The sequence below is a fragment of the Pseudomonas sp. 9.3L genome, from assembly GCF_058536285.1.
On sequence record NZ_JBZUBK010000001.1, the window covers coordinates 2117811 to 2141095 of the forward strand.

Genomic DNA, 23285 nt, shown 5'->3' on the forward strand with positions numbered 1-23285 from the left:
TCATAAGGGCTCCGAAAGTCAGGCTGCGGCGCGCAGAGGGTTTGGCACGGCAAGCCCTTTGGCGTCAAACAGGTGGCAGTGTTGAGCATCCAGGTGCAGGCTGAGGCGCTGCCCATACTGGCTGGCCAGGTCGCCGCGCAGGCGCAGGGTGAGAGGTTCGTCTGAATCGGTACGCACGTGGCAATAGGTGTCACTGCCCAGGCGCTCGCTGACGTCGGCGGTCACGGTCAGCTCGCAGTCGCCAGGCTTGGCCAGCTCCAGGTGCTCGGGCCGGATACCCACTGTCACCAGGTCGCCCTCGGCCAGGGTGGCGCTTATGCGTGGCAAGGCCAGGCGCGCACCCGCGTCGAGCTGCACCTCGCAGCCAGCGCCCTGCACCTGCACCACGCGACCCTTGAGAAAGCCCATTTTCGGCGTGCCCAAAAAGCCCGCCACGAACAGGTTGGCGGGGTGATGGTACAGCTCCAGGGGAGAGCCGACCTGTTCCACCCGCCCGGCATTGAGCACCACCACCTTGTCGGCCAGGGTCATGGCCTCCACCTGGTCGTGGGTCACATAAATCATCGTGGCTTGCAGTTCCTTGTGCAGCCTGGAAAGCTCCAGGCGCATTTGTACCCGCAGGGCGGCGTCCAGGTTGGATAGGGGTTCGTCGAACAAGAAAATCTTGGGGTTGCGCACGATGGCGCGGCCGATAGCCACGCGTTGGCGCTGCCCGCCGGACAGTTGCTTAGGCTTGCGCTCCAGCAGCGGCTCCAGCTCCAGGATGCGCGCCGCCTCGTTCACCTTGTTGGCGATCTCCTGTTTGTCGCGCCCGGCCAGGTCAAGGGCAAAGGACAGGTTCTTGCGTACGGTCATGTGCGGGTACAGCGCGTAGGTCTGGAACACCATGGCCAGGTCGCGCTTGGCCGGGGTGACCTCGGTGATGTCAAGGCCGTCCAGCTCGATCTGGCCGCCGCTCACGTCTTCGAGCCCGGCGATCAGCCGCAGCAAGGTAGACTTGCCACACCCCGACGGCCCCACGAACACCACAAACTCCCGGTCGCGCACCTCAAGGTCGATGCCTTTGATGATCTGTAAGTCTTCAAAGCCTTTTGTCAGGTTGCGAACGTTTAACGTAGCCATGTGTGAGTCCTTATAAGCGAGGCTGGCCGCGCCAGCGATTCAGGGCGGGTCATTTCACCGCACCAAACGAGAGGCCGCGAACCAACTGCTTCTGGCTGATCCAGCCGAAGATCAGAATGGGTGCGCACGCCAGGGTGGAGACAGCCGACAGTTTTGCCCAGAACAGGCCTTCGGGGCTGGAGTAGGACGCAATCAGCGCGGTCAGCGGCGCCGCCTGGGAGCTGGTCAGGTTGAGTGACCAGAACGCCTCGTTCCAGCACAGGATCAGCGACAGCAACAGGGTAGACGCCAAGCCGCCTTTGCTGATGGGCAACAGCACCCGGATCATCTCCTGGGCCAGGGTAGCGCCATCGAGCCGCGCGGCTTCGAGGATGTCGCGCGGGATGTCCTTGAAGTACGTGTAGACCATCCACACCACAATAGGCAGGTTGATCAACGTGTAGATGATGATCAGCCCCAACCGTGAGTCCAGCAGGCCTGCACTCTTGGCCAGCAGGTAGATAGGCATCAGTACCCCAACCGGCGGCAGCATCTTGGTGGACAGCATCCACAGCAAGGTGCGTTTGGTGCGTTTGGTCTCGTAGAAGGCCATCGAGTACGCGGCCGGAACCGCGATCAGCATGCACAGCAGGGTAGCGCTGAATGAAATCAGCACCGAGTTCCAGGCGAAGTGGAAGTAATCACTACGCTCCTGGATATGCAGGTAGTTCTCCAGGGTAGGGGTAAAGATGAACTGCGGCGGCGTTGCGAACGCATCGAGTTCGGTTTTAAAGCTGGTGAGCACCATCCAAAAGATCGGAAAGAAAATCACTAGGGCCACGGCCCACGACAGCGTGCCGAGGGCCGCGCTTTGCAGGCGACGTGAAGTCTTGAGCGTCATCATGGTCCAGCCCTCAGCCCTTGTCGGTCAGGTTCTTGCCGATCATGCGTACCAGCACGATGGCAGCGATGTTGGCGATGGCCACGGCGATCAACCCACCCGCCGAGGCCATGCCCACGTCAAACTGCACCAGCGCCTGGTTATAAATCAGGTACGCAAGGTTGGTGGACGCAAAGCCAGGGCCGCCATTGGTGGTGGTGAAGATCTCGGCGAACACCGACAGCAGGAAGATCGTCTCGATCATCACCACCACGGCCACAGGCCGCGCCAGGTGCGGCAGGGTCAGGTGCCAGAAAATAGCCACGGGGCCTGCGCCGTCAAGGCGTGCGGCCTCTTTCTGTTCCTGGTCCAGCGACTGCATCGCCGTCATCAGAATCAGAATGGCGAAGGGCAGCCATTGCCAGGCAACGATGATGATGATCGACAGCAACGGGTACTGCGCCAGCCAGTCCACCGGTTGCGCGCCGAAGGCTTTCCATAGCGCCGCCAGGATGCCCGACACGGGGTGGAAGATCAGGTTCTTGAACACCAGGGCGCCCACGGTGGGCATGATGAAGAACGGCGAGATCAGCAATACCCGGACGATACCCCGGCCAAAGAACTCACTGGCTTCGAGCAAGGCGGCGATGAGCACCCCGCCGACTACGCTGATCGCCAGCACGCTGGCCACCAGCACGACGGTGTTCCAGGCCCCCGGCAGGAAGCCACTGTCGGTGAGGAAGTAGGAGAAGTTTTCCAGGCCTACGAACGCGTTTTCGCCGGGGTATAGCAGGTTGTAGCGGATGAGCGAAAAGTACAGGGTCATGGCCAGCGGCACGATCATCCACAGCAGCAGCAGGGTGACCGATGGGCTGACCAGGAACCAGCCAGGGTTGCGGAACAGGCGCTTGCGCGGCGCGGGCGTGTCGCCCACGTGGCCCTTGAGGGTCGATGAGGTCATGGTTGCCTACCTTGAAGAAACCAGAAGGGGCCGGGGTGGCCCCTGCGGTAAACGGGCTTACTTCTTCGGATAGCCCGCGCGCTTCATGTCACGCTCGGTGCTCTGCTGGGCGGTGGCCAGGGCTTGCTCGACCGTGGTCTTGCCTGTGAGCGCAGCAGAGAAGGTTTGCCCGACGGAGGTGCCCATGGCCTGGAATTCAGGAATGGTTACCAACTGGATGCCCACGTAAGGCTTGCCTTGCGACACTTTCGGGTCCGCCATTTTCAACGATTCGAGGGTGACCTTGGCAAAGGGCGCAGCCTTCATGTAAGCGTCGTTGTAGGTAGAGGCACGGGTGCCAGGCGGCACGTTGGTCACGCCGTCCTCCTTGGCAACCAGCTTGGCGTAGTCCTCAGACGTAGCCCAGGTAGCGAAGGTGCGGGCAGCGTCTTGCTTTTTGGAGCTGCTAGGAATGGCCAAGGCCCATGAGTACAGCCAGGACGCGCCTTTCTCGGTGGTTTCATGGGGGGCGAAGGTAAAGCCCACGCTGTCGGCCACCTTGCTCTGAGCTTTGTCGGTCACAAAGGAGCCTGCGACGCTTGCGTCTACCCAGATGGCGCACTTGCCACTGTTGAACAGGGCGAGGTTTTCGTTGAAGCCGTTGCTGGACGCGCCAGGCGGGCCGGACGCCTTCATGTTGTCCACATAGAACGTCAGGGCTTTTTTCCATGCGTCGGTGGCAAATTGCGGCTTCCAGTCGTTATCGAACCAAGTGCCACCGTAGCCATTGGCCAGGGTGGTGATCAGCGCCATGTTTTCGCCCCAGCCCGGCTTGCCCCGTAGGCACAGGCCGTACTGATCCTTGCTCTTGTCGGTAAGCTTGCTGGCGAACTCGCCGATCTGGGTCCAAGTGGGCTTCTCAGGCATGGTCAGCCCGGCGGCCTTGAACAGGTCGGTGCGGTAGTAGGTGATCGAGCTTTCAGCGTAGAAGGGCAGTGCGTAGAGTTTGCCGCCGACGGACAAGCCTTCGCGTACCGAAGGGAACACGTCATCAAGGTTATAGCTGGCCGGCAGGTTATCCATGGGGGCCAGCCATTGCTTGCTGCCCCACAGTGAGGCTTCGTACATGCCGATGGTGAGCACGTCGAATTGCCCGCCCTGGGTTGCGATGTCAGTGGTCAGGCGCTGACGCAACACGTTTTCTTCCAGTACCACCCACTTGAGGTGAATGTCCTGGTGTTGTTCTTCGAAGGTTTTCGACAGCTTCTGCATGCGGATCATGTCACTGTTGTTCACAGTGGCAATGGTCAGTTCGGTGTCTGCGGCCAGGGCGTGACCTGCCATCACAAGACCCAAGGTCGCCATCAAGGCGGGTGCCGACGTGCGCATCATGCTCTCCTTTGGCCCGGGCAGGTGCCTGAGCCTGGTTATTGTTTTTTTTTAGCCGCGAGGAAGCGGGGCGTGTGCCTGGCAGGGATTACACGCTTGATGATGCAATCAAACAACGCCCTGCACGCACCCTGACTGATACTTTTTTGCAGTCAGGGCTCCATCAAGCTTGAGCGACCCCGTCGCTTTGCCGGGGCGCCATATGCGCGGCGGCCGTCAGTGCGTCGCTTAGTGGAGCAGGGCGCTCTGCTATCCAGGCCTGGAAGGCGGCGGCAGGCATGGGCTTGCCGAACAGGTAGCCTTGGCCATAGGCACACCCCACGGTACGTAAAAACTCACATTGGCTTTCGGTTTCCACCCCTTCAGCCGTTACGCAAAAACGTAAGGCGTCGCCCAGGGTCACGATGGCCTGAGTGATTGCGCCGTAGGTCGCATCCGTGGGTAGGTCGCAAATAAACGCCCGGTCTATCTTCAGGTGGTTGACCGGCAGCAGCTTGAGGTAGGCCAGTGAAGAGTGGCCGGTGCCAAAGTCATCAATGGCGGTCCGTACCCCGTGCGCCTGTAGCCGCGCCAAGACGTCACAGGCCCGCTCCTGGCTTTCCATCAGCAGGCTTTCGGTCACTTCCACTTCCAGGGCAGAGGGTGGCAACCAGTGCGTGGCGAGCGCGGTGACCACGCTTGCAAAAAAGTCACTGCGGTCAATTTGAGGTGCAGCCACGTTGATGGCCACGCACCCTACAAACTGGCCTGCTGCGCGCCACGCGGCTTGTTGCCTGCACACTTCGCCCAGCACCCACTGCCCGATAGGAATGATCAGCCCCGAACGCTCGGCCACGGGAATAAAGGCATCGGGCAGCACCAGGCCCTGTACTGGGTCACGCCAGCGTAACAACGCCTCGGCCCCCGCAACGGCGCCGGTGAGCAGACACACCTTGGGTTGGTACCACACTTCAAATTCGTCATAGGCCAGGGCCCGGCGTAGGGCATGCTCCATGACCACCCGTTCGTGAATCACCGACGTCATGGCAGGCTGGTAAAAATGATAGCCATTGCGCCCGGCACCCTTGGCGCTATACATGGCCGTGTCCGCGTGGCGCAACAGGTCTGCGGCGGTTTGCCCGTCGAGGGGGTACAAGGCGACCCCCACGCTGGCCGATACCAGCGCCGCGTTGCCGTCAAGGTTGAAGGGTTGCTGCATGGCCTTGACCAGCCGCTCTACCACCGGAATCGCCTGGGCGGGGTCGCCCAAGTGGTCAAGGATGAACCCGAACTCATCGCCACCTAACCGCGCCAGGGTGTCGTGAGGGCTGATCTGCTGGGCCAACTGCTGGGTCGCTTGTTGCAGCAACAAGTCGCCCAGGGGATGGCCTAGCGTGTCGTTGATGACCTTGAACCCATCGATGTCCAGCAGCAGCACCGCGAAACCCTGGCCCTGGCCTTGGCCACCGGCTTCGATGGCCTGGTCCAGGCGTTGCCGGAACAGCACCCGGTTGGGCAGGTTGGTCACGCCGTCGAACAACGCCATACGAGCCAGTTGTGCCTGGGCTTGCTGGCGTTCGCTGATTTCGCGATTGAGGTCCTCGTTGCGCCGTGTCAGCAGCACATGGCCGCGAGTCAACTGCGCGCAGTAGAGTGCCAGCAAGGCGCCGCCGATCAGCGACAGCGCCAGCATGCGTGAGTCAATCAGGTTCACCGCCGGCCAGCCGCCCTGGGGTCGCGCTGCCAACTGCCAATGGCCGCCGGGTACTTGAAATTCACTCACTACTGCATGGTCACTGAATAGTGAAGGCTCGCCCCAGATCATCTGCGCATCGGCCCCTTGGTCGTCGGCCACCCGCAGCGCAATATCAAGGCCGGGCTGTGAGGTGATATTGGCCGCCTTCAACAACCCTTCAACCTTTGCCACGATCAGCAGGCTGCCCCAGTAACGAGGGGCCTGGGGTGGGTGGGTCACGAACACCGCGCGGCGGTACACCAGGGCCGGGCTGCCTTGTGCCAGCGAAAAGGGCCCGGCAAGCGCATTGAGCCGCGCCTGGCTAAACACAGGCTGGAAGCGATCAGGCGCGGCGGCGCGGAAGCTTTGCCCCAGCAGGCGTTCGTTGGCAGCTCGGGGGTACACGTCAGCGATTACGTCATCGGGCGCCAGTACCACATGGTCGATGTAGGGCACGGCGTCGATCACTTGCCGGACCATGCCGGCAAACCGGGCGCTGCTGATAGTGCCTTCGACACTGATCAGGTGCGCCAGCCCTTCGGCCTCGCTGAAGGCCGAGCCCAGCTGGGTTTGCGCCTGGGCACTGACACCGCTCAGGCGAACGCGTACGTCGGCGCGCAGCTCTCGCTTGGCGTTACGCACGTCGAGCTGCCCGATGCACAGCGCGACCACCACCGCGATCACCAGGATGCCCAGGGGCAGCAACCATAGCCCCCGTTGGGCAAGACGGTAGAGGGGCGACCGTGTAGTGGGAGGGTTCGTCATGCTGTGTAGAGGGGCCTGTAAAGAGTATTCAAATAACGCGTGAACCCTTTATCGGCCGCTCCGGCTGATTATTGAAGGCCTATGGGTATTGCCTGAAACACCAGCACCTTTAACCCCGCCTCCGGATCGATGTCGGCAAACTCCGCAGGGTTGGGCACGCGGTTCACCCAACGCAGGCCTGGCGCTTCCCGGGCCATGGCGTCGCGCAGAAACGCTTCGGGCAGGGCAGGGTCATTCAGGCAGGCCAGCACTTGGGCTCCTGGATTCAGTAAGCCTTCGAGCTTGCGCAGTGCCTTGGGGTAATCCCGGCTGAGGATAAAACTGCCCCGTTGAAACGAAGGCGGGTCCAGAATGACCAGGTCGTACGGCCCTTCACGGCGTACTTTCGCCCAGGACTTGAAGAGGTCATGGGGCAGGAATTTCACCTGGCTTACGTCCTGCCCATTGGCCCGGTGGTTGTCCCGCCCCCTGGCCAAGGCGGCACTGGCCATGTCCAGGTTGACCACCGCGCTGGCGCCCCCGGCCAGGGCGGCCACCGAAAAGCTGCAGGTGTAGGCGAACAGGTTCAGCACCCGTTTGCCAGCGGCCTGGGACCGTACCCAGCGACGACCCTCGCGCATGTCCAGAAAAAACCCGCTGTTCTGCGCCCGGCCGGGCTCGATCAGGTAGGCCAGGCCATCCTCGTGAATGCGCCGAGGCACGCTGCCGGGTTCGCCGGCTACCCACACTGCCGGGCTGCCTTCAAGGTAACGCTGTTGAACGAACAGGCCTTCTACCTGGGCGCTGGCCCACAGAGGGCTGGCGGGCCATGCCTTCAACTGAGCCATCATGGCGTCATAAGCCGCCGGTTCGAGGGGTTTGAACAGGGTGACCTGAATCAGCCCCTCCAGCCAGTCCACCGTCAGTTGTTCCAGCCCTGGCCACAGCCGCCCCCGCCCGTGCAATACACGGCGGGCTTCGCTGGGCGGCGCGGCCAGAAGCTGGGTGAAGCACTGATGAAGGCGGGCCAGGGCGGTTGCATCCATGGTCAAGAGGGTTACTCGTCGATAAGGGGGCGCAGAGTGTAGCCAAATGCCCAATGGCGTGGAAAAAAATGGAACCCGGGCCGTTGGCCCGGCGGTCTAGAACGGATACTGACCCGCAAAGGAAACGCTTCATGGCTGGCATGACCGTTGGTGATTTTTTGATCGAACGCCTATACCAGTGGGGCGTGCGGCGCATATTCGGCTACCCTGGCGACGGCATCAATGGGGTGTTCGGGGCCATGGCGCGGGCCGACGGCAAGATTGAATTCGTCCAGGCCCGGCATGAAGAAATGGCCGCGTTCATGGCTTGTGCCCATGCCAAATTCACCGGCGAACTAGGGGTGTGTATTTCCACCTCCGGGCCCGGTGCCAGTCATCTGCTCACAGGCCTCTATGACGCCCGCCTGGACCACATGCCCGTGCTGGCCATTGCCGGCCAGCAAGCGCGTACGGCCTTGGGCGGCCATTACCAGCAGGAGCTGGACCTGGTGTCGATGTTCAAGGACGTGGCCGGCGCCTTTGTGCAGCAGGCCAGCGCGCCGTCGCAAGTCAGGCACCTGGTCGACCGCGCCGTGCGCACGGCCATTGGCGAACGCCGTGTAACGGCCCTGATACTGCCTAACGACCTTCAGGAAGAAGCCTACAGCGAGCCTGCTCGCGCCCACGGCACCGTGCACTCGGGCGTTGGCTTCAGCCGCCCGAAGGTAGTGCCTTACGCGCATGATCTGCAGCGCGCGGCCGACGTGCTCAACAGCGGCGAACGCATTGCCATTTTGGTCGGCGCCGGTGCTCTGAGCGCGACGGAAGAAGTGATTCAGGTAGCTGAACTGTTGGGGGCAGGGGTGGCCAAAGCGTTGCTGGGCAAAGCCGTGCTGCCCGACGACTTGCCCTGGGTCACCGGCTCCATTGGGCTGCTCGGTACAGAGCCCAGCTACACGCTGATGCAGGAGTGCGACACCCTCTTGATGGTGGGCTCCGGCTTCCCTTATTCAGAATTTTTGCCCAAAGAGGGCCATGCCCGTGGCGTGCAGATCGACCTGGCGCCGGACATGCTCAGCCTGCGTTACCCCATGGAGGTCAACCTCACCGGCGATGCCGCCGAAACCCTCGCGGCGCTGTTGCCGCTGCTACTGGAAAAAGACCGCAGCGCATGGCGCAAGCGGGTGGTGGGGTGGCGCGAGGGCTGGGAAAGCACCTTGAAAAAACGTGCACTGGCTACGGCCAACCCCATTAACCCGCAACGGGTGGTGTACGAACTTTCGCCACGCCTGCCGGACGAGGCCATCATCACCAGCGACTCAGGTTCCTGTGCCAACTGGTTCGCCCGTGACCTGAAAATTCGACGAGGCATGCAGTGCTCATTATCGGGCGGGCTTGCCTCCATGGGCGCGGCAGTGCCCTACGCCATTGCCGCCAAGTTTGCGTTCCCGCAACGGCCGGTGATTGCGCTGGTCGGCGACGGCGCCATGCAGATGAACAACATGGCGGAATTGATCACCGTGGCCAAGTACTGGCGGCAATGGGGGGATGCCCGGTGGATCTGCGCGGTGTTCAACAATGAAGACCTGAACCAGGTCACGTGGGAGCAGCGGGTGATGCAAGGCGACCCTAAGTTCGAAGCGTCGCAGAACATCCCTGACGTGCCGTACTACCGCTTCGCCGAGTCCATTGGCCTGACCGGAATCTTCGTGGACAGCGATGACCAGGTAGCCGCGGCCTGGGAGCAGGCCCTGGCCAGTGACCGGCCGGTGGTGATTGAATTCAAGACCGACCCCGATGTGCCGCCCTTGCCGCCTCACTTCACGCTGGAGCAGGTGAAAAAGTTCACCTCGGCCTTGCTCAAGGGTGACCCTAACGAGGCGGGCATTCTTGCGCAGGCCGCCAAGCAGGTGCTCGGTGCCGTGTTGCCAGGCAAGCACTGACTCGCCGTGTAGAGGCCTCGGGCCCTGGCAAGGGCCTGAGGTGGGTGGAGGTGCCTCGCGCAGGCACGCGCCTATTGGCGATGACTTCCTATATCATGCGCTCTCCTTTCACCGGCACAGATAACCCCCTTGGCCACTGACCCTCCTGTTTCATCTCGCCTGCTGCGTCGCCCCCGTAACCTTGCCCAGGTGCTGGTGGACGCGTTTTCCCAGCGTATCGGCGAGGGCGTGCTCAAGCCGGGCGATAAACTCCCTAGCGAAGTGGAGTTGATGGAAACCGGCGGCGTGAGCCGCTCCGTGGTGCGCGAGGCGCTGTCCAGGTTGCAGGTGGCAGGGCTGGTGGAAACGCGCCGTGGCATTGGTACGTTCGTGCTCAATGCTAACGCCAGCGCCGGGCCGCGCCTGGACCCTTCGACCATTGTCACGCTGCAAGACGTGGTCGCGATCATCGATGTGCGCATGAGCTTTGAAGTGGAGGCGGCCGGCATCGCTGCCCGCCGCCGTACCCTGGTGCAGCTCGATGCTATGGCCGACGCCCTTGATCGGTTCTCCCGCGCCAGCGACACGGGCAGTTCGCTGGTCTCGGATTTTCAGTTCCACCTGCAAATCGCCAACGCGACCAATAACCGCTACTTTGTAGAAATCGTCACTCACTTCGGCACGAGTATGTTTCCACGCGCTAGGCTCAATAGCGTTTCCATTGCCCGGCTCGACCGCCAGCAGGCCCACGAGCGGCTGGTCGGCGAGCATGAGCATATCTATAACGCGATCGCGCGGCAGGATTACGACGCCGCGCGCGCCGCCATGCGCGTTCACCTGGCCAACAGCAAGGCACGGGTCATCAGGTCCCATCAGCAGCAGCCGGGCTAACGGGCGTGGGTTGCAAGGTACCTATCCAGGGTTCACAGCGGAGCGATACACCAATGAGTGATGGGCCTAAGGTGGCGTTGGTAACAGGCGCGGGCAGTGGGATTGGGCAGGCCGTGGCGAGCGCGCTGCTGGCGGCGGGGTACACCGTGGTGCTGGCGGGCCGCAGGCCCGAGCCGTTGCTTGCCCTTCAGCTCGCGGCCCAGGCGCGGGGCGAGCAGGCCTTGGCGATCCCTACCGATGTCACCGACCCGGACAGTGTCAGTGCACTGTTTGCTACCGTTGAACAGCGTTTTGGCCGGCTCGACCTGCTGTTCAATAACGCAGGCATTGGCGCCCCGGCCGTGCCTGCTGACGAGCTGCCTGTACAGGCGTGGCTGAAGGTGATCGACACCAATGTGACAGGGGTGTACCTGTGCAGCCGGGCCGCCTTTGCCTTGATGCGCAAGCAGCAGCCTCAAGGCGGAAGGATTATCAACAATGGGTCTATTTCCGCCCACGCGCCTCGGCCCTTCAGCGCGCCCTATACGGCCAGCAAGCACGCGGTACTGGGGTTGACCAAAAGCTTTGCCCTGGACGGCCGGCCGTTTTCCATTGCCTGTGGGCAGATCGATATCGGCAATGCCTTGACCGAGCTTTCCCACCGCATGACTCAGGGTGTACTGCAAGCCAATGGCACTAACGCCGTGGAGCCCATGTGTGATGTGCAGGAGGTGGCGGCGGCCGTGTTATACATGGCCGGCTTGCCGCTGACCACCAATGTGCTGAACATGACCGTGATGGCCACCAAAATGCCCTTCGTTGGGCGCGGCTAGGGCTGTTGCGCCTGCGACAGATTCACCAGTTGTCTGGCGGCGATAGCGTGCGTAGTTGTATGATTCAATCGCGGCGGTGGTGGCCTCACGCCATACCCGATTCGGCAGGGATGATGGATGGTGTCGCTAACGCGTGGAGCATGCATGAGTTCTCAGGATTCGACGTTGCCCAGCCTTGCTCGCTTGCTGGCCGATGCCAGGGCGGTGGCCGGCGACAAGACCTGGGCGTTTTATCGCGCGGGTGAGCAACTGCAACTGACGGGCTGCGGCGATGAACACAGAGCCTGGCCGCGTGCGCTCAGCGAGCAGGCGCTTGCTCACTATTGCCAGCATGAAGGCCTGTACCGCTGGGTTACAGGGCGTGGCGAAAGTGTCTTGGGGTGGCTGGTGGCACGTCAAGCCGAGGCCCACAACCCCCACTTCGGCGACCTGGCCATGCGCCTGGGGTTGCGTCTTCAAAGCGATGCGCTGATTCGCGCACAGCACACCCAGCGCGTGCTGTACGACATCACCAACCTGGCCAGCACCGTGCATGACCGCGCTACGTTCATGGTGGGCGTGCACCGTCAATTGGCCGACTTGATAGACGCCGAGAACTTTTACCTGGCGCTGTACGATCAGCGCACCGGGCAAATCACCTATCCGTATTACGTGGACACCACCGATGACCAGGCGGTGGAAGCGGATGCCAACGAGTACCTGGACCGCGAATGCCTGTCCTTGACCGGGTATGTACTCACCACCGGCCAGCCGATGCTGATCGATGCGCTGGGCATTGCCAAGGCTGGTCGGGAAGGGCGCTTTTACTGCGTGGGGCACCAGCCTGAATTCTGGATGGGCGCACCCCTCAAGAACGCCTCGGATCACGTGTTCGGCATGATCGCCATGCAGGTGTATGACGTCGACAGGGTGTATAGCGAGCAAGACCGGGCGTTGTTTTTGGTAGTGGCCCGGCACGTAGCCATGGCACTGGACCGCATCCTGCACCGCGCGCACCTTGAGCGCATGGTCGCCGAGCGCACCCGTGAACTCTCTCAACTCAACGATGCGCTGCGCCAGCAGGTGACCGAGCGCGAACGGGCCGAACACCTTCAGAATGCGCTGTTCCAGATCGCTGAGCTTTCCAGCCAGCAGGGCGACATGGCCGAGCTGTTTTCCAGGCTGCACGCCATTGTCGGGGAGTTGCTCTATGCCCGTAACTTTTACATCGCTTTGTTCGATCCTGCTCAGGATGAAGTGACCTTCCCGTACTACATCGACGAAGTGGCGAATGCTCCACCACAGCCTAGGCAGCATCGCCGGGGGCTCACCGAGTATGTAATTCGCCAGCGTAGGCCGTGCCTGATCGATTTCGACGACGCGTCTCGGTTGATGGACATGGGGGAAATCTATACGACCAAAGAACTGGTGCGGTCCCAGTCCTGGCTGGGCATCCCGCTGTTCGACGACGATCAGGTGCGCGGCGTGCTGGTAGTGCAGAGTTACATCCCGCAAATACGCTACACCTTGCGCGACCAGGAACTGCTCACGTTCGTGTCTCGCCACATCGACACCGCCCTGGCACGGCGCAGCGCGGCCGAGGCGGTGCATGCGGCGAACCTCAAACTCGAAGCACGGGTGCAAGACCGTACCCGTGAGCTGGATTTGGCCAACGCCAAGCTGCAACACGAAAACGCCCATGATGCCCTTACCGGGTTGCCCAACCGCAGCCACTTGCAATTGCAGCTGGAGCAAGCCTGGCAAGCGTTTTGTGGCCAAGGGCGGCAATTGGTCGTGATGTTCCTGGACCTGGACCGTTTCAAGTTGATCAACGACAGCCGCGGGCACCATTTTGGCGACCTGTTGCTGATGGAGGCCGCCGCTCGGCTGCGCAGCTGCTTGCGCGAAAGCGACCTCTTGGCCCGGCTAGGGGGGGATGAGTTCGCTGTACTGGCGCCTGACGCCCCGGTGGACGTGGCCGTGGGTATCGCCGAGCGTATTTTGTTGGCCTTCGACCTGCCGTTTCATATCGATGGGCAGGCGGTGTTTTCCTCCTGCAGCATCGGTATCGTCAGCGCCGATGAACAATTCCACCAAGAGCCTGCCGACCTGCTGCGCGATGCGGACACCGCCATGTATCGGGTGAAGAACGGCGGCCGTGACAGCTTTGCGGTGTTCAACCAGGAGCTGCGCAGGGAGTTTTCCGACCAGCTCGAACGCGAAGGCGCGTTGCGCAACGCCATGAAAGGCAATGAAGAGCTGGTGCCGTACTTTCAGCCCATCATCGATGTCGAGAGCGGCCGCCTGGTGGCGCTCGAAGCGCTCATCCGCTGGCGGCAGGCCGATGGCAAGGTGTTGGCCCCTGGGGCGTTTCTGCCGGCCTTGGAGGGCCTGCGCCTGATTGGCCGCCTGGACCTCTATATGATGCGCTGCGTCGCTACCCTGTTGGCTCGGCCGGAAAACAGCCACTGGCCGACGGTGCACGTAAACTGCTCTAGCTACAGCATCACCCGCCCTGAATTTGCCGATGAGGTGCTTGAGTTACTGTCAGGCTTTGGGGTAAGCCCGCATCGCATCTGCCTGGAGCTGACCGAAGGCGCACTGGTGGCCGAACCGGAACTGGCCCGGCAAAGCATGCAAAAGCTGGCAGACCAGGGGATGTCCGTCGTGCTGGACGATTTCGGCGCAGGGTTTTCGTCGCTCAGCTACGTGCATCAGTTTCGGTTCACAGGCCTCAAAATCGACAAGTCCTTTATCCTTGAGCTCACCACCAGCTCACGTAGCCGGGCCATCGTCAGGGCCATTGTGCGGATGGCGGAGTCCCTTGGCCTGTCCGTGGTGGCCGAAGGCGTGGAAGATGCCGCCTCCCTGGACCTGTTGCGGGAAATGGGCACCGGCCAGGCCCAGGGCTACCACTTCGCCCGGCCCCTGGCCATCGAGGCGTTGCAGGGCACTTGGTTGTAACGGCAGCAGGCCCACGGGGACCCTACGGGAACCCTATGGGAACCCTATGGGAACCCGCTGGCTGTCGCAGTGCCAAAGGGCAATTGAGGAGGGCAAGGCATGTTGGAAGCGTTGATCGTTGCCATTACCGTGGTGGGCATGGAAGTGTTCTCTGTGTTCGCTCACAAATACGTGATGCACGGTTGGGGCTGGGCCTGGCATCGCTCTCACCACGAGCCGCGCACGGGCTGGTTTGAGCTCAATGACTTGTACGCGGTGGTCTTCGCAGGCCTGGCCATCGGGCTGATAGCCGTTGGTACGGCGGGGATGTACCCCTTGCAGTGGATAGGGGCCGGCATGACGGCCTACGGGGCGTTGTATTTCATTGCCCACGACGGCCTGGTGCACCGCCGCTGGCCCTTCAAGTACCTGCCACGGCGTGGGTATGCCAAGCGGCTCTACCAGGCGCACCGGCTTCACCATGCCGTAGGCGGCAAGGCCGGGTGCGTGTCTTTTGGTTTCCTTTATGCCCCGCCGGTCGCCACACTTAAAGCGCAGCTCAAGGCTGCCCAGCAGCAGGAGGCAGCGAACGCTAATGAGCCTCTGCGGGCTGAGTAGCAGCTGGCTTGGCCCATAGCCCACTGGGCCGTGCAGGATGATCGCCATGACGCGCCCGGGTGGCCATGCCCAAACCTTGGGCCAGCAGGGCGAGTTTTTCCGCCTTGCTCGTGCCTTGCCGGCGATCCCACGCCGCCGGCCCTGCCGCCCTCACCTTCAGGCCGATGGCCCGGTACACCTTTAACGCCGTGGCCACCGCCCAGGCACTGCGGGGCGGTAGCCGGCCAACCCCTGCCACCGCTGAGGCATAGTAAGGCTCGGCCGCCAACACCAGCCGCTCTGCCAATACGGCCAAGGTGGCGCGGTGCTGAGGCAGCGCCAGCTGTTCAGTGCGTAGCCCATGCTCGTTGAGCCAGGCTTGAGGTAGGTAACAGCGGCCAACCTGCGCATCTTCAACGATATCCCGCGCAATATTAGTGAGCTGGAACGCCAACCCCAGGTCACAGGCGCGTTGAAGGGTAGGCTCGTCCGTTACCCCCATGACCTTGGCCATCATCAGCCCCACTACACCGGCGACGTGGTAGCAGTACTCCAGCGTGTCATCCAGTGTGTCAAAGGTTCGGCCGCTAACGTCCATGGCAAAGCCGTCCAGGTGCGCGAAGGCATGGCGTTGCTCAATGTGATGGGCCTGAGCAACCTCCTGGAAGGCTGCGAAGGCAGGATCTGTCATAGGCTCGCCCCGGTACGCCGCAGCCGTGGTGCCGCGCAGCTGCTGTAGCCGCTGAAGTGCCTCATCAGCAGGGGGTGGGCGGCCGTCGTGGCCTAGCACCTGGCCGTCAATCACGTCATCGCAGTGACGGCACCAGGTGTACAGCATCAAGGCGCTGCGCCGGGTTGCCGGGTCAAACAGCCGGGCGGCGGCGGCAAAACTCTTGGAACCGTTGCGCATGGTGGCGGCAGCGTGGTCAAGCAAGGGCTGGTTCATGGCACCTGATCCTCTAGCATTAGCCGGGCCGTGGCCTTGGCTGAGCCAATCACGCCGGGCACGCCTGCGCCAGGGTGGGTGCCAGCGCCCACCAGGTACAGGTTGGGGATCTGCGCGTCACGGTTGTGGGGGCGGAACCACGCACTTTGCCGTAGCAGTGGCTCCAACGAGAACGCCGAGCCCAGGTGCGCACCCAGTTGATCGCGAAAATCTGCCGGGGTGAACATCCGGCTGGTGACCAGGTGCTCGCGCAGCCCAGGCATGTAGCGCTCCTCCAGGTAATCGAATATCCGTTCCCGCAGGCACGGGCCTTCTTCTTCCCAATCGAGTGGCGCGTTACCCAGATGCGGCACGGGGGCCAATACGTAATGGGCGCCGCAGCCAGGGGGGGCCAGAGAAGGGTCGGTGACGCAAGGCGCATGCAGGTACAGCGAGAAATCGTCCGCCAGCTGTTTGCCGTGGAAGATGTCCTGGATCAGCGCCTGGTAACGGGCGCCGAAGCACACGGTGTGGTGCGCAATACCTTGCTGGATGTGATCCAGGCCAAAGTACAGGACGAACAGTGAGTTACTGGCCCGCTTGCCCTCCAGTACCTTGCCCTGGCGCACGCCACGAGGGTGGCCGGCGAGCAGGGTTTTGTAGGTGTTCACTACGTCGGCATTAGAGGCCAGTGCCTGGGCGGCGAAGGTTCGGCCGTCTGCCAGGCGCACGCCGCTGACCCGCCCTTGTTGGGTATCGATGGCCGTGACCTGAGCATTGAGCTCAAGGCGCCCGCCTAAATCCTGGAACAGCTTTACCAGCGCATTGACCAGCGCACCGGTGCCACCCCGCGGGAACCACACCCCCCATTCGCGTTCCAGCGCATGGATCAAGGTATAGATCGAGGACGCGGCGAAAGGGTTGCCCCCCACCAGCAAAGCGTGGAATGAAAACGCCTGGCGCAGCCGCTCATCCTTGATGAACTTGGCCACCATGCTGTACACGCTGCGCCAGGCCTGAAGCCTGGCCAGGCTCGGGCCCGCACGGAGCATGTCGCGAAACGACAGGAACGGCACACTGCCCAGCTTCAGGTAACCCTCTTTGAACACCTCTTTGGAATACGCCAGAAAACGCCGGTACCCCTGGACATCCTCCGGGTTGAAGCGAGCAATCTGCCGTTCCAGGGCGTCCTGGTCGTTGGCGTAGTCGAAGCGGCTGCCGTCTTCCCAGCACAAGCGGTAAAAGGGCGTGACGGGCAGCAACTCCACGTAGTCCGCCATGCGCCGGCCACTGATCTTGAACAGCTCCTCAATGGCGGTGGGGTCGGTGATGACCGTCGGGCCCGCGTCGAAGGTGAAGCCTTGGTCTTCATACACGTAGGCGCGCCCACCGGGTTTGTCGCGGGCTTCAAGCAGCAAGGTAGGGCGGCCGGCCGCTTGCAGCCTGATGGCCAGCGCGAGGCCACCGAAGCCTGCGCCGGTGACCACCGTCAAAGGTACGTCTGTCATGATTCTTCCTGAGCAGGTGGAGCGTAATCGAGCATGGCCTTGATCGCAGGCATGACCGCCACCGGGGGCTTGCCGGTGAGCAAGCGTGCTTTGTCCGCTAGGGTTGGGACGCCGGCATAGAAGCGTTGGATCAGGCCTGCGGGCAAGCGGTGGAAGCGTTCAAGCACCCGCCAGCGCTGGTCGGGTTGGGCTGCCTGGAACAGCATACGGTTAAGCAGGCGGAAAAACCGCTGACGCCGCCACAGGGTTTGCCGGTAGCGGTGCAGCAGGGCTTGCAGGGCATCGGCATCGATCACCGCCGTAGCGCTGATGAGGTCTGCCAGGCGCACGGCTTCGGGGAGCGAATAGCCCGTGACCGGGTGAAACAGACCCGCGCGCAAGCCACTGCGAGCTACGGCCTGGCCCTCGGCGAAAAACGCCTCGAAATGCCCGGCCAATACGATAGGCAGGCTGCCTTGCTCCTCACGCACAGTGCGGGCAATTGCCCACCCCTGGCTATGGGCATAGGCTTCGATGCGCTGGCGCAGACGCAGCGGTTCAACCTCGGGGGATTCACTGTAATAGGTGTCTTCGATCAACAGCCGATCCGGCCCTAAGGGCAACACGTACACGAAGCGGTAGCCGTCGAGCTGCTCCACCTGGGCATCCATGACGATAGGCTGAGTAAGGCCATGGGCATGAGCAAGCTGCACGTCCTGGCCCACGAAATTTTGATAACCCAAGCGTAGGTGGGGGCTGGGGGCCAACCCTCGACCATCGATCACGGCGCGCGCGTGCAGGGTTTCGCCACTGGCGAGCTGGACGGTGTCCGGGGTCAGCCGCTGCACCTGAGTACCCAGCAGCATCTGCCGGCCGAGGCGGGCAGTGAGGATGCGTGCAAAGTGTTCGCCCGCAACGCTGCAATAGGCACCGGCGAATGACCGGCGAAGGTGCGGGAAGCGTACGTCGTACCCTGGCCAGCGGTGGCTTATCAGCGGGTGCATCCAGTGTTGCTGCGCCAAGGTGAGGTCGCTCTCATGGAATGACCAGGTATGGTTGGCGCCCAGCACCGGCGCTTGATCCACCACCAGCACCGACAGCTCCGGGCGAGCGGTCATTAGCCGCCAGGCCAGGATGCCATTGGCCAGCCCTGCGCCGACCAAGATCAGGTCCCAGGTCTTTTTCATGACGCGCACCTGACCCGAAGCGGTCGCGCCTGACTCACGGCGCGCTCTATCAAGGTGGCGGCCTGCTGCGCGCCGCCTGCGGATTGAAGCTCGGCGTCGAGGGCCTGCAGCGCCGAGGCATAAGCGCGGTTGCTCATCAGCGTATCCAGCCGTGTTGCCAGGGCGCCTCGAGAACTGCGGTGACTGGCCTTCACGCCAATACCGGCATGCTGCACGCGCGCGGCGACGCCAGGCTGATCGAAGGCGATGGGCAAGGCCAATAGCGGTGTGCGGGCGGCGACGGCATCCATCACGGTATTAAGCCCCGCATGGGTTACCACCGCATCGGCTTGGCGCAGCACCTGGGCCTGCGGGGCAAAGTCGGTGACCCAGGTAGCGCCAGCCGCCTTTAAACGTTGCGCTGAAGGCGCGTCCAGCCCCCCGCAGTGGGCGACCAGCAGCTGTGCATCCAAGGCGCGACAGGCATTGGCGATCCGTTTGAACAGCCCAAAGCGGTGACCTTGCAACGTGCCCAGGGACGCAAAGACAAACCGCCTCCCTGGTGCTAATGGCCAGGGTTGCTCGGTGGCAGCCGGCAGTGCCGGCGCTCGCAAGGGGCCTACGTGGTGAAAGCAGGCCGGTAACGCCACGCGTGGAAACTCAAGCCCAGGCAGCGTCTGGCTAACCTGCAACTGCGGCGACAGGCATTCGTGCAGCCCGGTGCGGGGCGCCAAACCAAAAGCCCGGGCCCAGCGTTCGACCACTCGCCCGTGGGGCGCCATGATCGCGTCGTAGATACGGGTGGAGCTGGCGTACATGTGCAACTGGCGCGGCGCTTGGCCCCATTGAAAGGGCATCACGGGCAAAGGCACGCCCGGTTCGCGGTTAATGGGCAGTGCGCAGGCCACGGACACAAAGGGCAAGCCCAGCGCCTCGGCCACCAGACCACCGGCGGCTTCCATCTGATCACAGATCAGTGCCTCTACACCCAAACGGATGAGCGCAGCGGGCAGCTCATCACACAGCAGCTCAGTCGTGGCCGCCATGTCATGGATCACCCGGCGTACCCCCAGGCCACCTGGCCGGGCTGAATGGCGCACCAGCTGTGCCAGGCTGCCCGGAGGGCAACGGTGCTGCCCCAGAGGGCAAAACCCGATGCGGCTATCGTGCAGCAGGCTCAGGGCCTCCCACTGGTGAAAAAACGTGACCTGGTGCCCGCGGTCGATCAGGCACCCTGCCAGCGCTTGCAGGGCTTGAAAATGGCTGTACAGGGGAGGGGTAACGACCCCGAAATGGCTCACGGCGCAGTGGCCTCCCTTACAAGTGGCGCACGGCGTAGCTGTGCCAGATTGGCAGAACCTGTACAAAAGCAGGCGATGCGCAGCTGCCTCAGGGTGGCCTCAAAGTGCTCGATCACCGCGTGGGGGGAGGTAGTGGCGCTGCGTAGCACGGCCGCAGCCTGGCCCACCAGGTTGGCGCCCAGAGCGATGGCCTTGGCCATGTCGATACCGTTGCGCACACCCCCCGAAGCAATGAGGGGCAAATGCGGCAGCCGCTCGCGCACCTGCTGCAATGACTCGGTGGTGGGAATGCCCCACGCGCTGAAGGCCATTGCCACCTCACGTTCCAGCGCCGTGGTCGCGCGTTCCCCCTCGACAGCCGCCCAGTGCGTGCCGCCCAGGCCCGCGATATCGAGGGCAGCTACCCCTGACGCGGCAAGGCGAACCGCCACGTCGGCGCTCAAGCCACTGCCGACCTCCTTTACGATGACCGGAACCGACAGCCGCCGCGCGGCCTCGCCAATGGCGTCCGCCACGCCCCGCCAATCGCAATCGCCGCCTGGCTGCACGGCCTCTTGCAGGGGGTTGAGGTGCACGATCAAGCCATCAGCGCTGATCATGTCAACCGCACGCCTGGCCAGGTCCAGGCCAGCCGGGGTGCGCAGTTGCGCCCCTCCCAAGTTTGCCAGCAGCAGTACGTCGGGAGCGCGGTCGCGCAGCTCACGGGTCAGGCCTCGGTCGGCACCGGTCTCCAGCGCCACGCGCTGAGACCCAACCGCCATGGCAAGCCCCAACGCTTGGGCGGCGTCGATCAAGTGATGATTGATGTCACGGGCCAAGCGTGCGCCACCGGTCATGGAGCTGATAAGCACAGGTGCCGACAACCGCTTTCCCAGGAATTCCGTACTCAGGTCAATGGCGTTAAGATCCAGCTCTGGCAGGGCGCAGTGAACGAAGCGCCACTGGTCAAAACCTGTACGGCCAGAACTCTGGGCGCGGTGAGGGTCCAGTACGATCTGCAGGTGGTCGTTCTTTCGGCTCACCAGATCTTCATCATTCATTGCGGCTCCGGGAGTATTCCAGAAAATCCACTGTCAGTTATGCAGGGTCATGTGGTTGTAGAAGGTTGGTACAGCACCCGTGCGCATGTAAGGCAGCGCCAGCGCCAAGGCGTTCCCTCAGACGTAAAGCTGGCCGAACCTTTGACTATTCTGGGCCGTATAGCCGCGTCAGTGGCTGTCGTACCGCACTAAAACCCCTCATGAGCCTGTTTTGATGACCGCCGTTCATAGCCAGAAGGACCGCACCGCATGACTGCCACGCCCATCGCCCTGCACGACAGCACCCAGTGCACTTGGGCGCCATTGCGCCAGCGCATTGAAGCGCGGTTGCAGGCCCTGCTGCCTGAGCCCGGTGAACCTCATCAGTTACTCGCGTTGGCCATGCGCGAGGGTACGTTGGCACCTGGCAAGCGGGTGCGCCCCCTGTTGTTGCTGTTAGCGGCCGAGGGGCTGGGGGAGTCGCGCCCGGCAATGCTTGACCTCGCCTGCGCGGTAGAGATGGTGCATGCCGCCTCATTGGTATTAGATGACCTTCCCTGCATGGACGATGCAACGTTACGCCGAGGCCGCCCAACCCTTCACCTGAGTTTTGGCGAAGACGTGGCGATCCTGGCTGCGGTGGCGCTGCTCAGCCGTGCGTTCGGCCTGTTGGCCACCGCCGGTATAGAGCCTGGCCGAAGCGCCCAACTGGTGGCAGAGCTGTCCAGGGCGGTAGGCAGCCAGGGCCTGGTAAAGGGCCAATATGAAGACTTGCGAGAGGGCAGTGAGGCGCGCAACGAAGACGCCATTGCCCGAACAAACGAACTGAAAACCGCCGTGCTGTTCGATGCCACCTTGCAAATGGCGGCCATTGCCGCCGGAGCAGGCATGGAGGTTCGGCGCTCGTTGGCGGCGTTTGCCCTGGACTTGGGCCAGGCGTTTCAGTTGGTGGATGACCTGCAGGACCTCGCCACCCCTGGCACCGCTGCTGACAAAGACGTGGGCAAGGATGCCGGCAAATCTACCCTGGTCGCGGTGTTGGGCAGCAGCGGCGTCAAGCACCGCCTGCGTCAGCACGTGCGTAGCGCCGAGCGCCATTTGGGCGACGTGTACGGCCCCGATCAGCCAATACGTGCGTTTGTAAGCGAGCTGTTCGCACGCTTTGATTGACTCAGTGCAACCGCAGGTTACGCTGCGTTCGAAGGGCCGGCCTTGCGGGCGGTAGTGATGGGCAATGCCTCCAGTGCCTGCCGTAACGCAGCCGGGTCGTCGAAGCGTCGTTCTGCTTTCAACGTGCCGCCTTCCACCTCCAACCACTGTACGCCTTCGCGGGCGCCGTCATAGCGAGGCGCCACGCGGCCCTGGATATCGAGCAGTATGCGGTAGGGCGCTGAGCGCATGGCCGGTATGGCGATCGCACGGGCGATGGCAGGCATGCGTTCAACATCGGCGATATAGGCCACCTGGCGTGAGTCAAGGTAGCCCTTGGGCGCGTTATCCATCGCGGCATTGAGCAGCTTGGCAGCGCTCATGCTGCGTGCCACAAGAATTACGCGGGTATCGCCACTGAGCGTGTAGGGCTGATCGAACTGGTCCAGCAGTGTCCAGGGCGCGACGGCCTCTCCACGCTCAAGGGCGTGCAGGGGAAGGCTGGCTAACAGGAGGAGGCTGAACAGAGCGCCACGCTTGAACATGAACAATCCGAATAGAAACGGTGCGGCCGAGCGATGCCAGGCAGGTAACGAAGCGCGGAAAGCCTGCTGGCCAGACGCGCTGCGCGTTTACTGTTCGTTTTTTGCGGGTGCCGGGGTGCCTGACTGAATGCGCTGGTAAATCTCTTCACGGTGTACTTGTACGTTCTTGGGAGCGTCGATACCGATCCGGACCTGCATGCCTTTCACGCCCAGGATGGTGATCTTGATGTCGTCGTTGATAACGATGCTCTCGTTGTTCTTGCGGGTGAGAATCAGCATGTAATGTTCCTTTTCCTTGCTCAAAATCCGGTCTGGTGATGTCCAGAACGCGTCCTAGGTTAAAGACGCGAGTTAATCTTTTTAATTCCGTACTATCCCCCATCGCTATAAGAAAAATACTACAAGGATTGAGGCATTAACGCCCGGGGAGTATCGCCTGTAATGGCTTTTGCGCCTAGCGCCTAGCACGCGGAATGCGTGAAAAGTCGTTTATGAGTGCCCTGGGCCAGGGCGGCCCAGGGCGAGGGGTCAGGCCTTTATCGCTTTTGCAGCCTCGACACCGGCAGCACTGAGCTTCACGGGGTACACCATTTTCTCCTCTTCCGGGCTATGAATAAGGCCGCGTTGACGCAGGTCCTGTACACATAGCGCCACCTGTTCGGGGCCGTGAAGGTCGTCCAGTATTTCCGCGCCCAGGCCACGGGGGTGGGCGTTGAGCAGGCGGTTAAGTACGGCTTTTTCTAATTCGCTGGTCAT

At 62.6% G+C, this 23285-nt stretch carries 20 protein-coding genes; 6 read left to right on the forward strand and 14 right to left on the reverse strand.

Annotated elements, in window-relative coordinates; all coding sequences use genetic code 11:
• Positions 1-18 precede the first annotated feature (18 nt).
• From AC4LE2_RS09700 to AC4LE2_RS09725, 6 genes are all read right to left on the reverse strand, one after another.
• Positions 19-1122: an ABC transporter ATP-binding protein gene (locus tag AC4LE2_RS09700; RefSeq protein ID WP_491825551.1), complete on the reverse strand. Its 1104-nt coding sequence runs from the start codon at positions 1120-1122 to the stop codon at positions 19-21.
• A 49-nt stretch (positions 1123-1171) separates the two neighbouring features.
• Entirely contained in the window at positions 1172-2005 is an 834-nt protein-coding gene (locus AC4LE2_RS09705; protein ID WP_491825552.1) for a carbohydrate ABC transporter permease, read from the reverse strand.
• Positions 2006-2015: 10 nt separating this feature from the next.
• Positions 2016-2942 carry a carbohydrate ABC transporter permease gene (locus tag AC4LE2_RS09710; RefSeq protein ID WP_491825553.1) on the reverse strand — a complete coding sequence of 309 codons (927 nt, stop codon included), beginning with the start codon at positions 2940-2942 and terminating at the stop codon, positions 2016-2018.
• Positions 2943-2999: 57 nt separating this feature from the next.
• Positions 3000-4286 (reverse strand): ABC transporter substrate-binding protein, encoded by a 1287-nt coding sequence (locus tag AC4LE2_RS09715; protein WP_491828104.1) that lies wholly within the window; start codon positions 4284-4286, stop codon positions 3000-3002.
• Between the two features lie 187 nt (positions 4287-4473).
• Positions 4474-6789, reverse strand: a complete 2316-nt coding sequence (locus AC4LE2_RS09720; protein ID WP_491825554.1) for a putative bifunctional diguanylate cyclase/phosphodiesterase — start codon at positions 6787-6789, stop codon at positions 4474-4476.
• Positions 6790-6857: 68 nt separating this feature from the next.
• Positions 6858-7814, reverse strand: coding sequence for a class I SAM-dependent methyltransferase (locus AC4LE2_RS09725; protein ID WP_491828105.1), 957 nt, complete (start codon positions 7812-7814; stop codon positions 6858-6860).
• A 131-nt stretch (positions 7815-7945) separates the two neighbouring features.
• Between AC4LE2_RS09725 and AC4LE2_RS09730 the strand changes: the two genes are divergently transcribed.
• The 5 genes from AC4LE2_RS09730 to AC4LE2_RS09750 all read left to right on the forward strand — a co-directional run bounded on the left by AC4LE2_RS09730 (position 7946) and on the right by AC4LE2_RS09750 (position 14958).
• Positions 7946-9736 (forward strand): thiamine pyrophosphate-requiring protein, encoded by a 1791-nt coding sequence (locus AC4LE2_RS09730; RefSeq protein ID WP_491825555.1) that lies wholly within the window; start codon positions 7946-7948, stop codon positions 9734-9736.
• Between the two features lie 129 nt (positions 9737-9865).
• The gene (locus tag AC4LE2_RS09735; protein ID WP_491825556.1) at positions 9866-10606 is read left to right on the forward strand and encodes a FadR/GntR family transcriptional regulator; all 741 of its coding nucleotides are present in this window, start codon (positions 9866-9868) and stop codon (positions 10604-10606) included.
• Positions 10607-10659: 53 nt separating this feature from the next.
• Positions 10660-11418, forward strand: coding sequence for an SDR family oxidoreductase (locus AC4LE2_RS09740; protein WP_491825557.1), 759 nt, complete (start codon positions 10660-10662; stop codon positions 11416-11418).
• A gap of 117 nt (positions 11419-11535) precedes the next feature.
• Positions 11536-14361: a sensor domain-containing phosphodiesterase gene (locus AC4LE2_RS09745; protein WP_491825558.1), complete on the forward strand. Its 2826-nt coding sequence runs from the start codon at positions 11536-11538 to the stop codon at positions 14359-14361.
• Positions 14362-14460: 99 nt separating this feature from the next.
• A complete protein-coding gene (locus AC4LE2_RS09750) occupies positions 14461-14958 on the forward strand; it encodes a sterol desaturase family protein (RefSeq protein WP_491825559.1) in 498 nt (165 codons plus the stop codon).
• Here AC4LE2_RS09750 and crtB read toward each other — a convergent pair.
• Genes crtB through fni form a run of 5 tightly spaced genes read right to left on the reverse strand, consistent with a single transcriptional unit; the run spans position 14933 to position 20856 of the window.
• Complete coding sequence (crtB, locus tag AC4LE2_RS09755) at positions 14933-15883, reverse strand: 15-cis-phytoene synthase CrtB (protein ID WP_491825560.1); 951 nt, start codon at positions 15881-15883, stop codon at positions 14933-14935. The genes AC4LE2_RS09750 and crtB overlap by 26 nt on opposite strands.
• A complete protein-coding gene (locus AC4LE2_RS09760; protein WP_491825561.1) occupies positions 15880-17370 on the reverse strand; it encodes a phytoene desaturase in 1491 nt (496 codons plus the stop codon). Before AC4LE2_RS09760 ends, crtB begins: the two co-directional genes overlap by 4 nt.
• Positions 17367-18536 (reverse strand): lycopene beta-cyclase CrtY, encoded by a 1170-nt coding sequence (crtY, locus tag AC4LE2_RS09765; protein WP_491825562.1) that lies wholly within the window; start codon positions 18534-18536, stop codon positions 17367-17369. The genes AC4LE2_RS09760 and crtY overlap by 4 nt, the downstream gene beginning before the upstream one ends.
• On the reverse strand, positions 18533-19816 hold the full coding sequence (locus AC4LE2_RS09770; RefSeq protein WP_491825563.1) for a glycosyltransferase: 1284 nt from the start codon (positions 19814-19816) through the stop codon (positions 18533-18535). The genes crtY and AC4LE2_RS09770 overlap by 4 nt, the downstream gene beginning before the upstream one ends.
• Positions 19813-20856 (reverse strand): type 2 isopentenyl-diphosphate Delta-isomerase, encoded by a 1044-nt coding sequence (gene fni / locus AC4LE2_RS09775; RefSeq protein ID WP_491825564.1) that lies wholly within the window; start codon positions 20854-20856, stop codon positions 19813-19815. Before fni ends, AC4LE2_RS09770 begins: the two co-directional genes overlap by 4 nt.
• A gap of 249 nt (positions 20857-21105) precedes the next feature.
• On the opposite strand from fni, the gene AC4LE2_RS09780 reads away from it, so the two are divergent.
• Positions 21106-22005, forward strand: coding sequence for a polyprenyl synthetase family protein (locus AC4LE2_RS09780; RefSeq protein WP_491825565.1), 900 nt, complete (start codon positions 21106-21108; stop codon positions 22003-22005).
• Positions 22006-22022: 17 nt separating this feature from the next.
• Here AC4LE2_RS09780 and AC4LE2_RS09785 read toward each other — a convergent pair whose 3' ends face one another.
• The 3 genes from AC4LE2_RS09785 to AC4LE2_RS09795 all read right to left on the reverse strand — a co-directional run bounded on the left by AC4LE2_RS09785 (position 22023) and on the right by AC4LE2_RS09795 (position 23285).
• Entirely contained in the window at positions 22023-22529 is a 507-nt protein-coding gene (locus AC4LE2_RS09785; protein ID WP_491825566.1) for a hypothetical protein, read from the reverse strand.
• An 87-nt stretch (positions 22530-22616) separates the two neighbouring features.
• Positions 22617-22808 carry a carbon storage regulator CsrA gene (csrA, locus tag AC4LE2_RS09790; protein ID WP_491825567.1) on the reverse strand — a complete coding sequence of 64 codons (192 nt, stop codon included), beginning with the start codon at positions 22806-22808 and terminating at the stop codon, positions 22617-22619.
• A 249-nt stretch (positions 22809-23057) separates the two neighbouring features.
• Positions 23058-23285 (reverse strand): hypothetical protein, encoded by a 228-nt coding sequence (locus AC4LE2_RS09795; protein ID WP_491825568.1) that lies wholly within the window; start codon positions 23283-23285, stop codon positions 23058-23060.

Excerpts from the sequence above, each read along its gene's own strand:
- AC4LE2_RS09705 (WP_491825552.1), bottom strand. The coding sequence starts at position 2,005 with ATGATGACGCTCAAGACTTCACGTCGCCTGCAAAGCGCGGCCCTCGGC.
- AC4LE2_RS09745 (WP_491825558.1), top strand. The coding sequence starts at position 11,536 with ATGGTGTCGCTAACGCGTGGAGCATGCATGAGTTCTCAGGATTCGACG.
- AC4LE2_RS09715 (WP_491828104.1), bottom strand. The coding sequence starts at position 4,286 with ATGGCGACCTTGGGTCTTGTGATGGCAGGTCACGCCCTGGCCGCAGAC.
- crtB (WP_491825560.1), bottom strand. The coding sequence starts at position 15,883 with ATGAACCAGCCCTTGCTTGACCACGCTGCCGCCACCATGCGCAACGGT.
- AC4LE2_RS09725 (WP_491828105.1), bottom strand. The coding sequence starts at position 7,814 with ATGGATGCAACCGCCCTGGCCCGCCTTCATCAGTGCTTCACCCAGCTT.
- AC4LE2_RS09720 (WP_491825554.1), bottom strand. The coding sequence starts at position 6,789 with ATGACGAACCCTCCCACTACACGGTCGCCCCTCTACCGTCTTGCCCAA.
- AC4LE2_RS09760 (WP_491825561.1), bottom strand. The coding sequence starts at position 17,370 with ATGACAGACGTACCTTTGACGGTGGTCACCGGCGCAGGCTTCGGTGGC.
- AC4LE2_RS09780 (WP_491825565.1), top strand. The coding sequence starts at position 21,106 with ATGACTGCCACGCCCATCGCCCTGCACGACAGCACCCAGTGCACTTGG.
- csrA (WP_491825567.1), bottom strand. The coding sequence starts at position 22,808 with ATGCTGATTCTCACCCGCAAGAACAACGAGAGCATCGTTATCAACGAC.
- AC4LE2_RS09710 (WP_491825553.1), bottom strand. The coding sequence starts at position 2,942 with ATGACCTCATCGACCCTCAAGGGCCACGTGGGCGACACGCCCGCGCCG.
- AC4LE2_RS09730 (WP_491825555.1), top strand. The coding sequence starts at position 7,946 with ATGGCTGGCATGACCGTTGGTGATTTTTTGATCGAACGCCTATACCAG.
- AC4LE2_RS09740 (WP_491825557.1), top strand. The coding sequence starts at position 10,660 with ATGAGTGATGGGCCTAAGGTGGCGTTGGTAACAGGCGCGGGCAGTGGG.
- AC4LE2_RS09700 (WP_491825551.1), bottom strand. The coding sequence starts at position 1,122 with ATGGCTACGTTAAACGTTCGCAACCTGACAAAAGGCTTTGAAGACTTA.
- AC4LE2_RS09750 (WP_491825559.1), top strand. The coding sequence starts at position 14,461 with ATGTTGGAAGCGTTGATCGTTGCCATTACCGTGGTGGGCATGGAAGTG.
- AC4LE2_RS09785 (WP_491825566.1), bottom strand. The coding sequence starts at position 22,529 with ATGTTCAAGCGTGGCGCTCTGTTCAGCCTCCTCCTGTTAGCCAGCCTT.
- AC4LE2_RS09795 (WP_491825568.1), bottom strand. The coding sequence starts at position 23,285 with ATGACCAGCGAATTAGAAAAAGCCGTACTTAACCGCCTGCTCAACGCC.
- fni (WP_491825564.1), bottom strand. The coding sequence starts at position 20,856 with ATGAATGATGAAGATCTGGTGAGCCGAAAGAACGACCACCTGCAGATC.
- crtY (WP_491825562.1), bottom strand. The coding sequence starts at position 18,536 with ATGAAAAAGACCTGGGACCTGATCTTGGTCGGCGCAGGGCTGGCCAAT.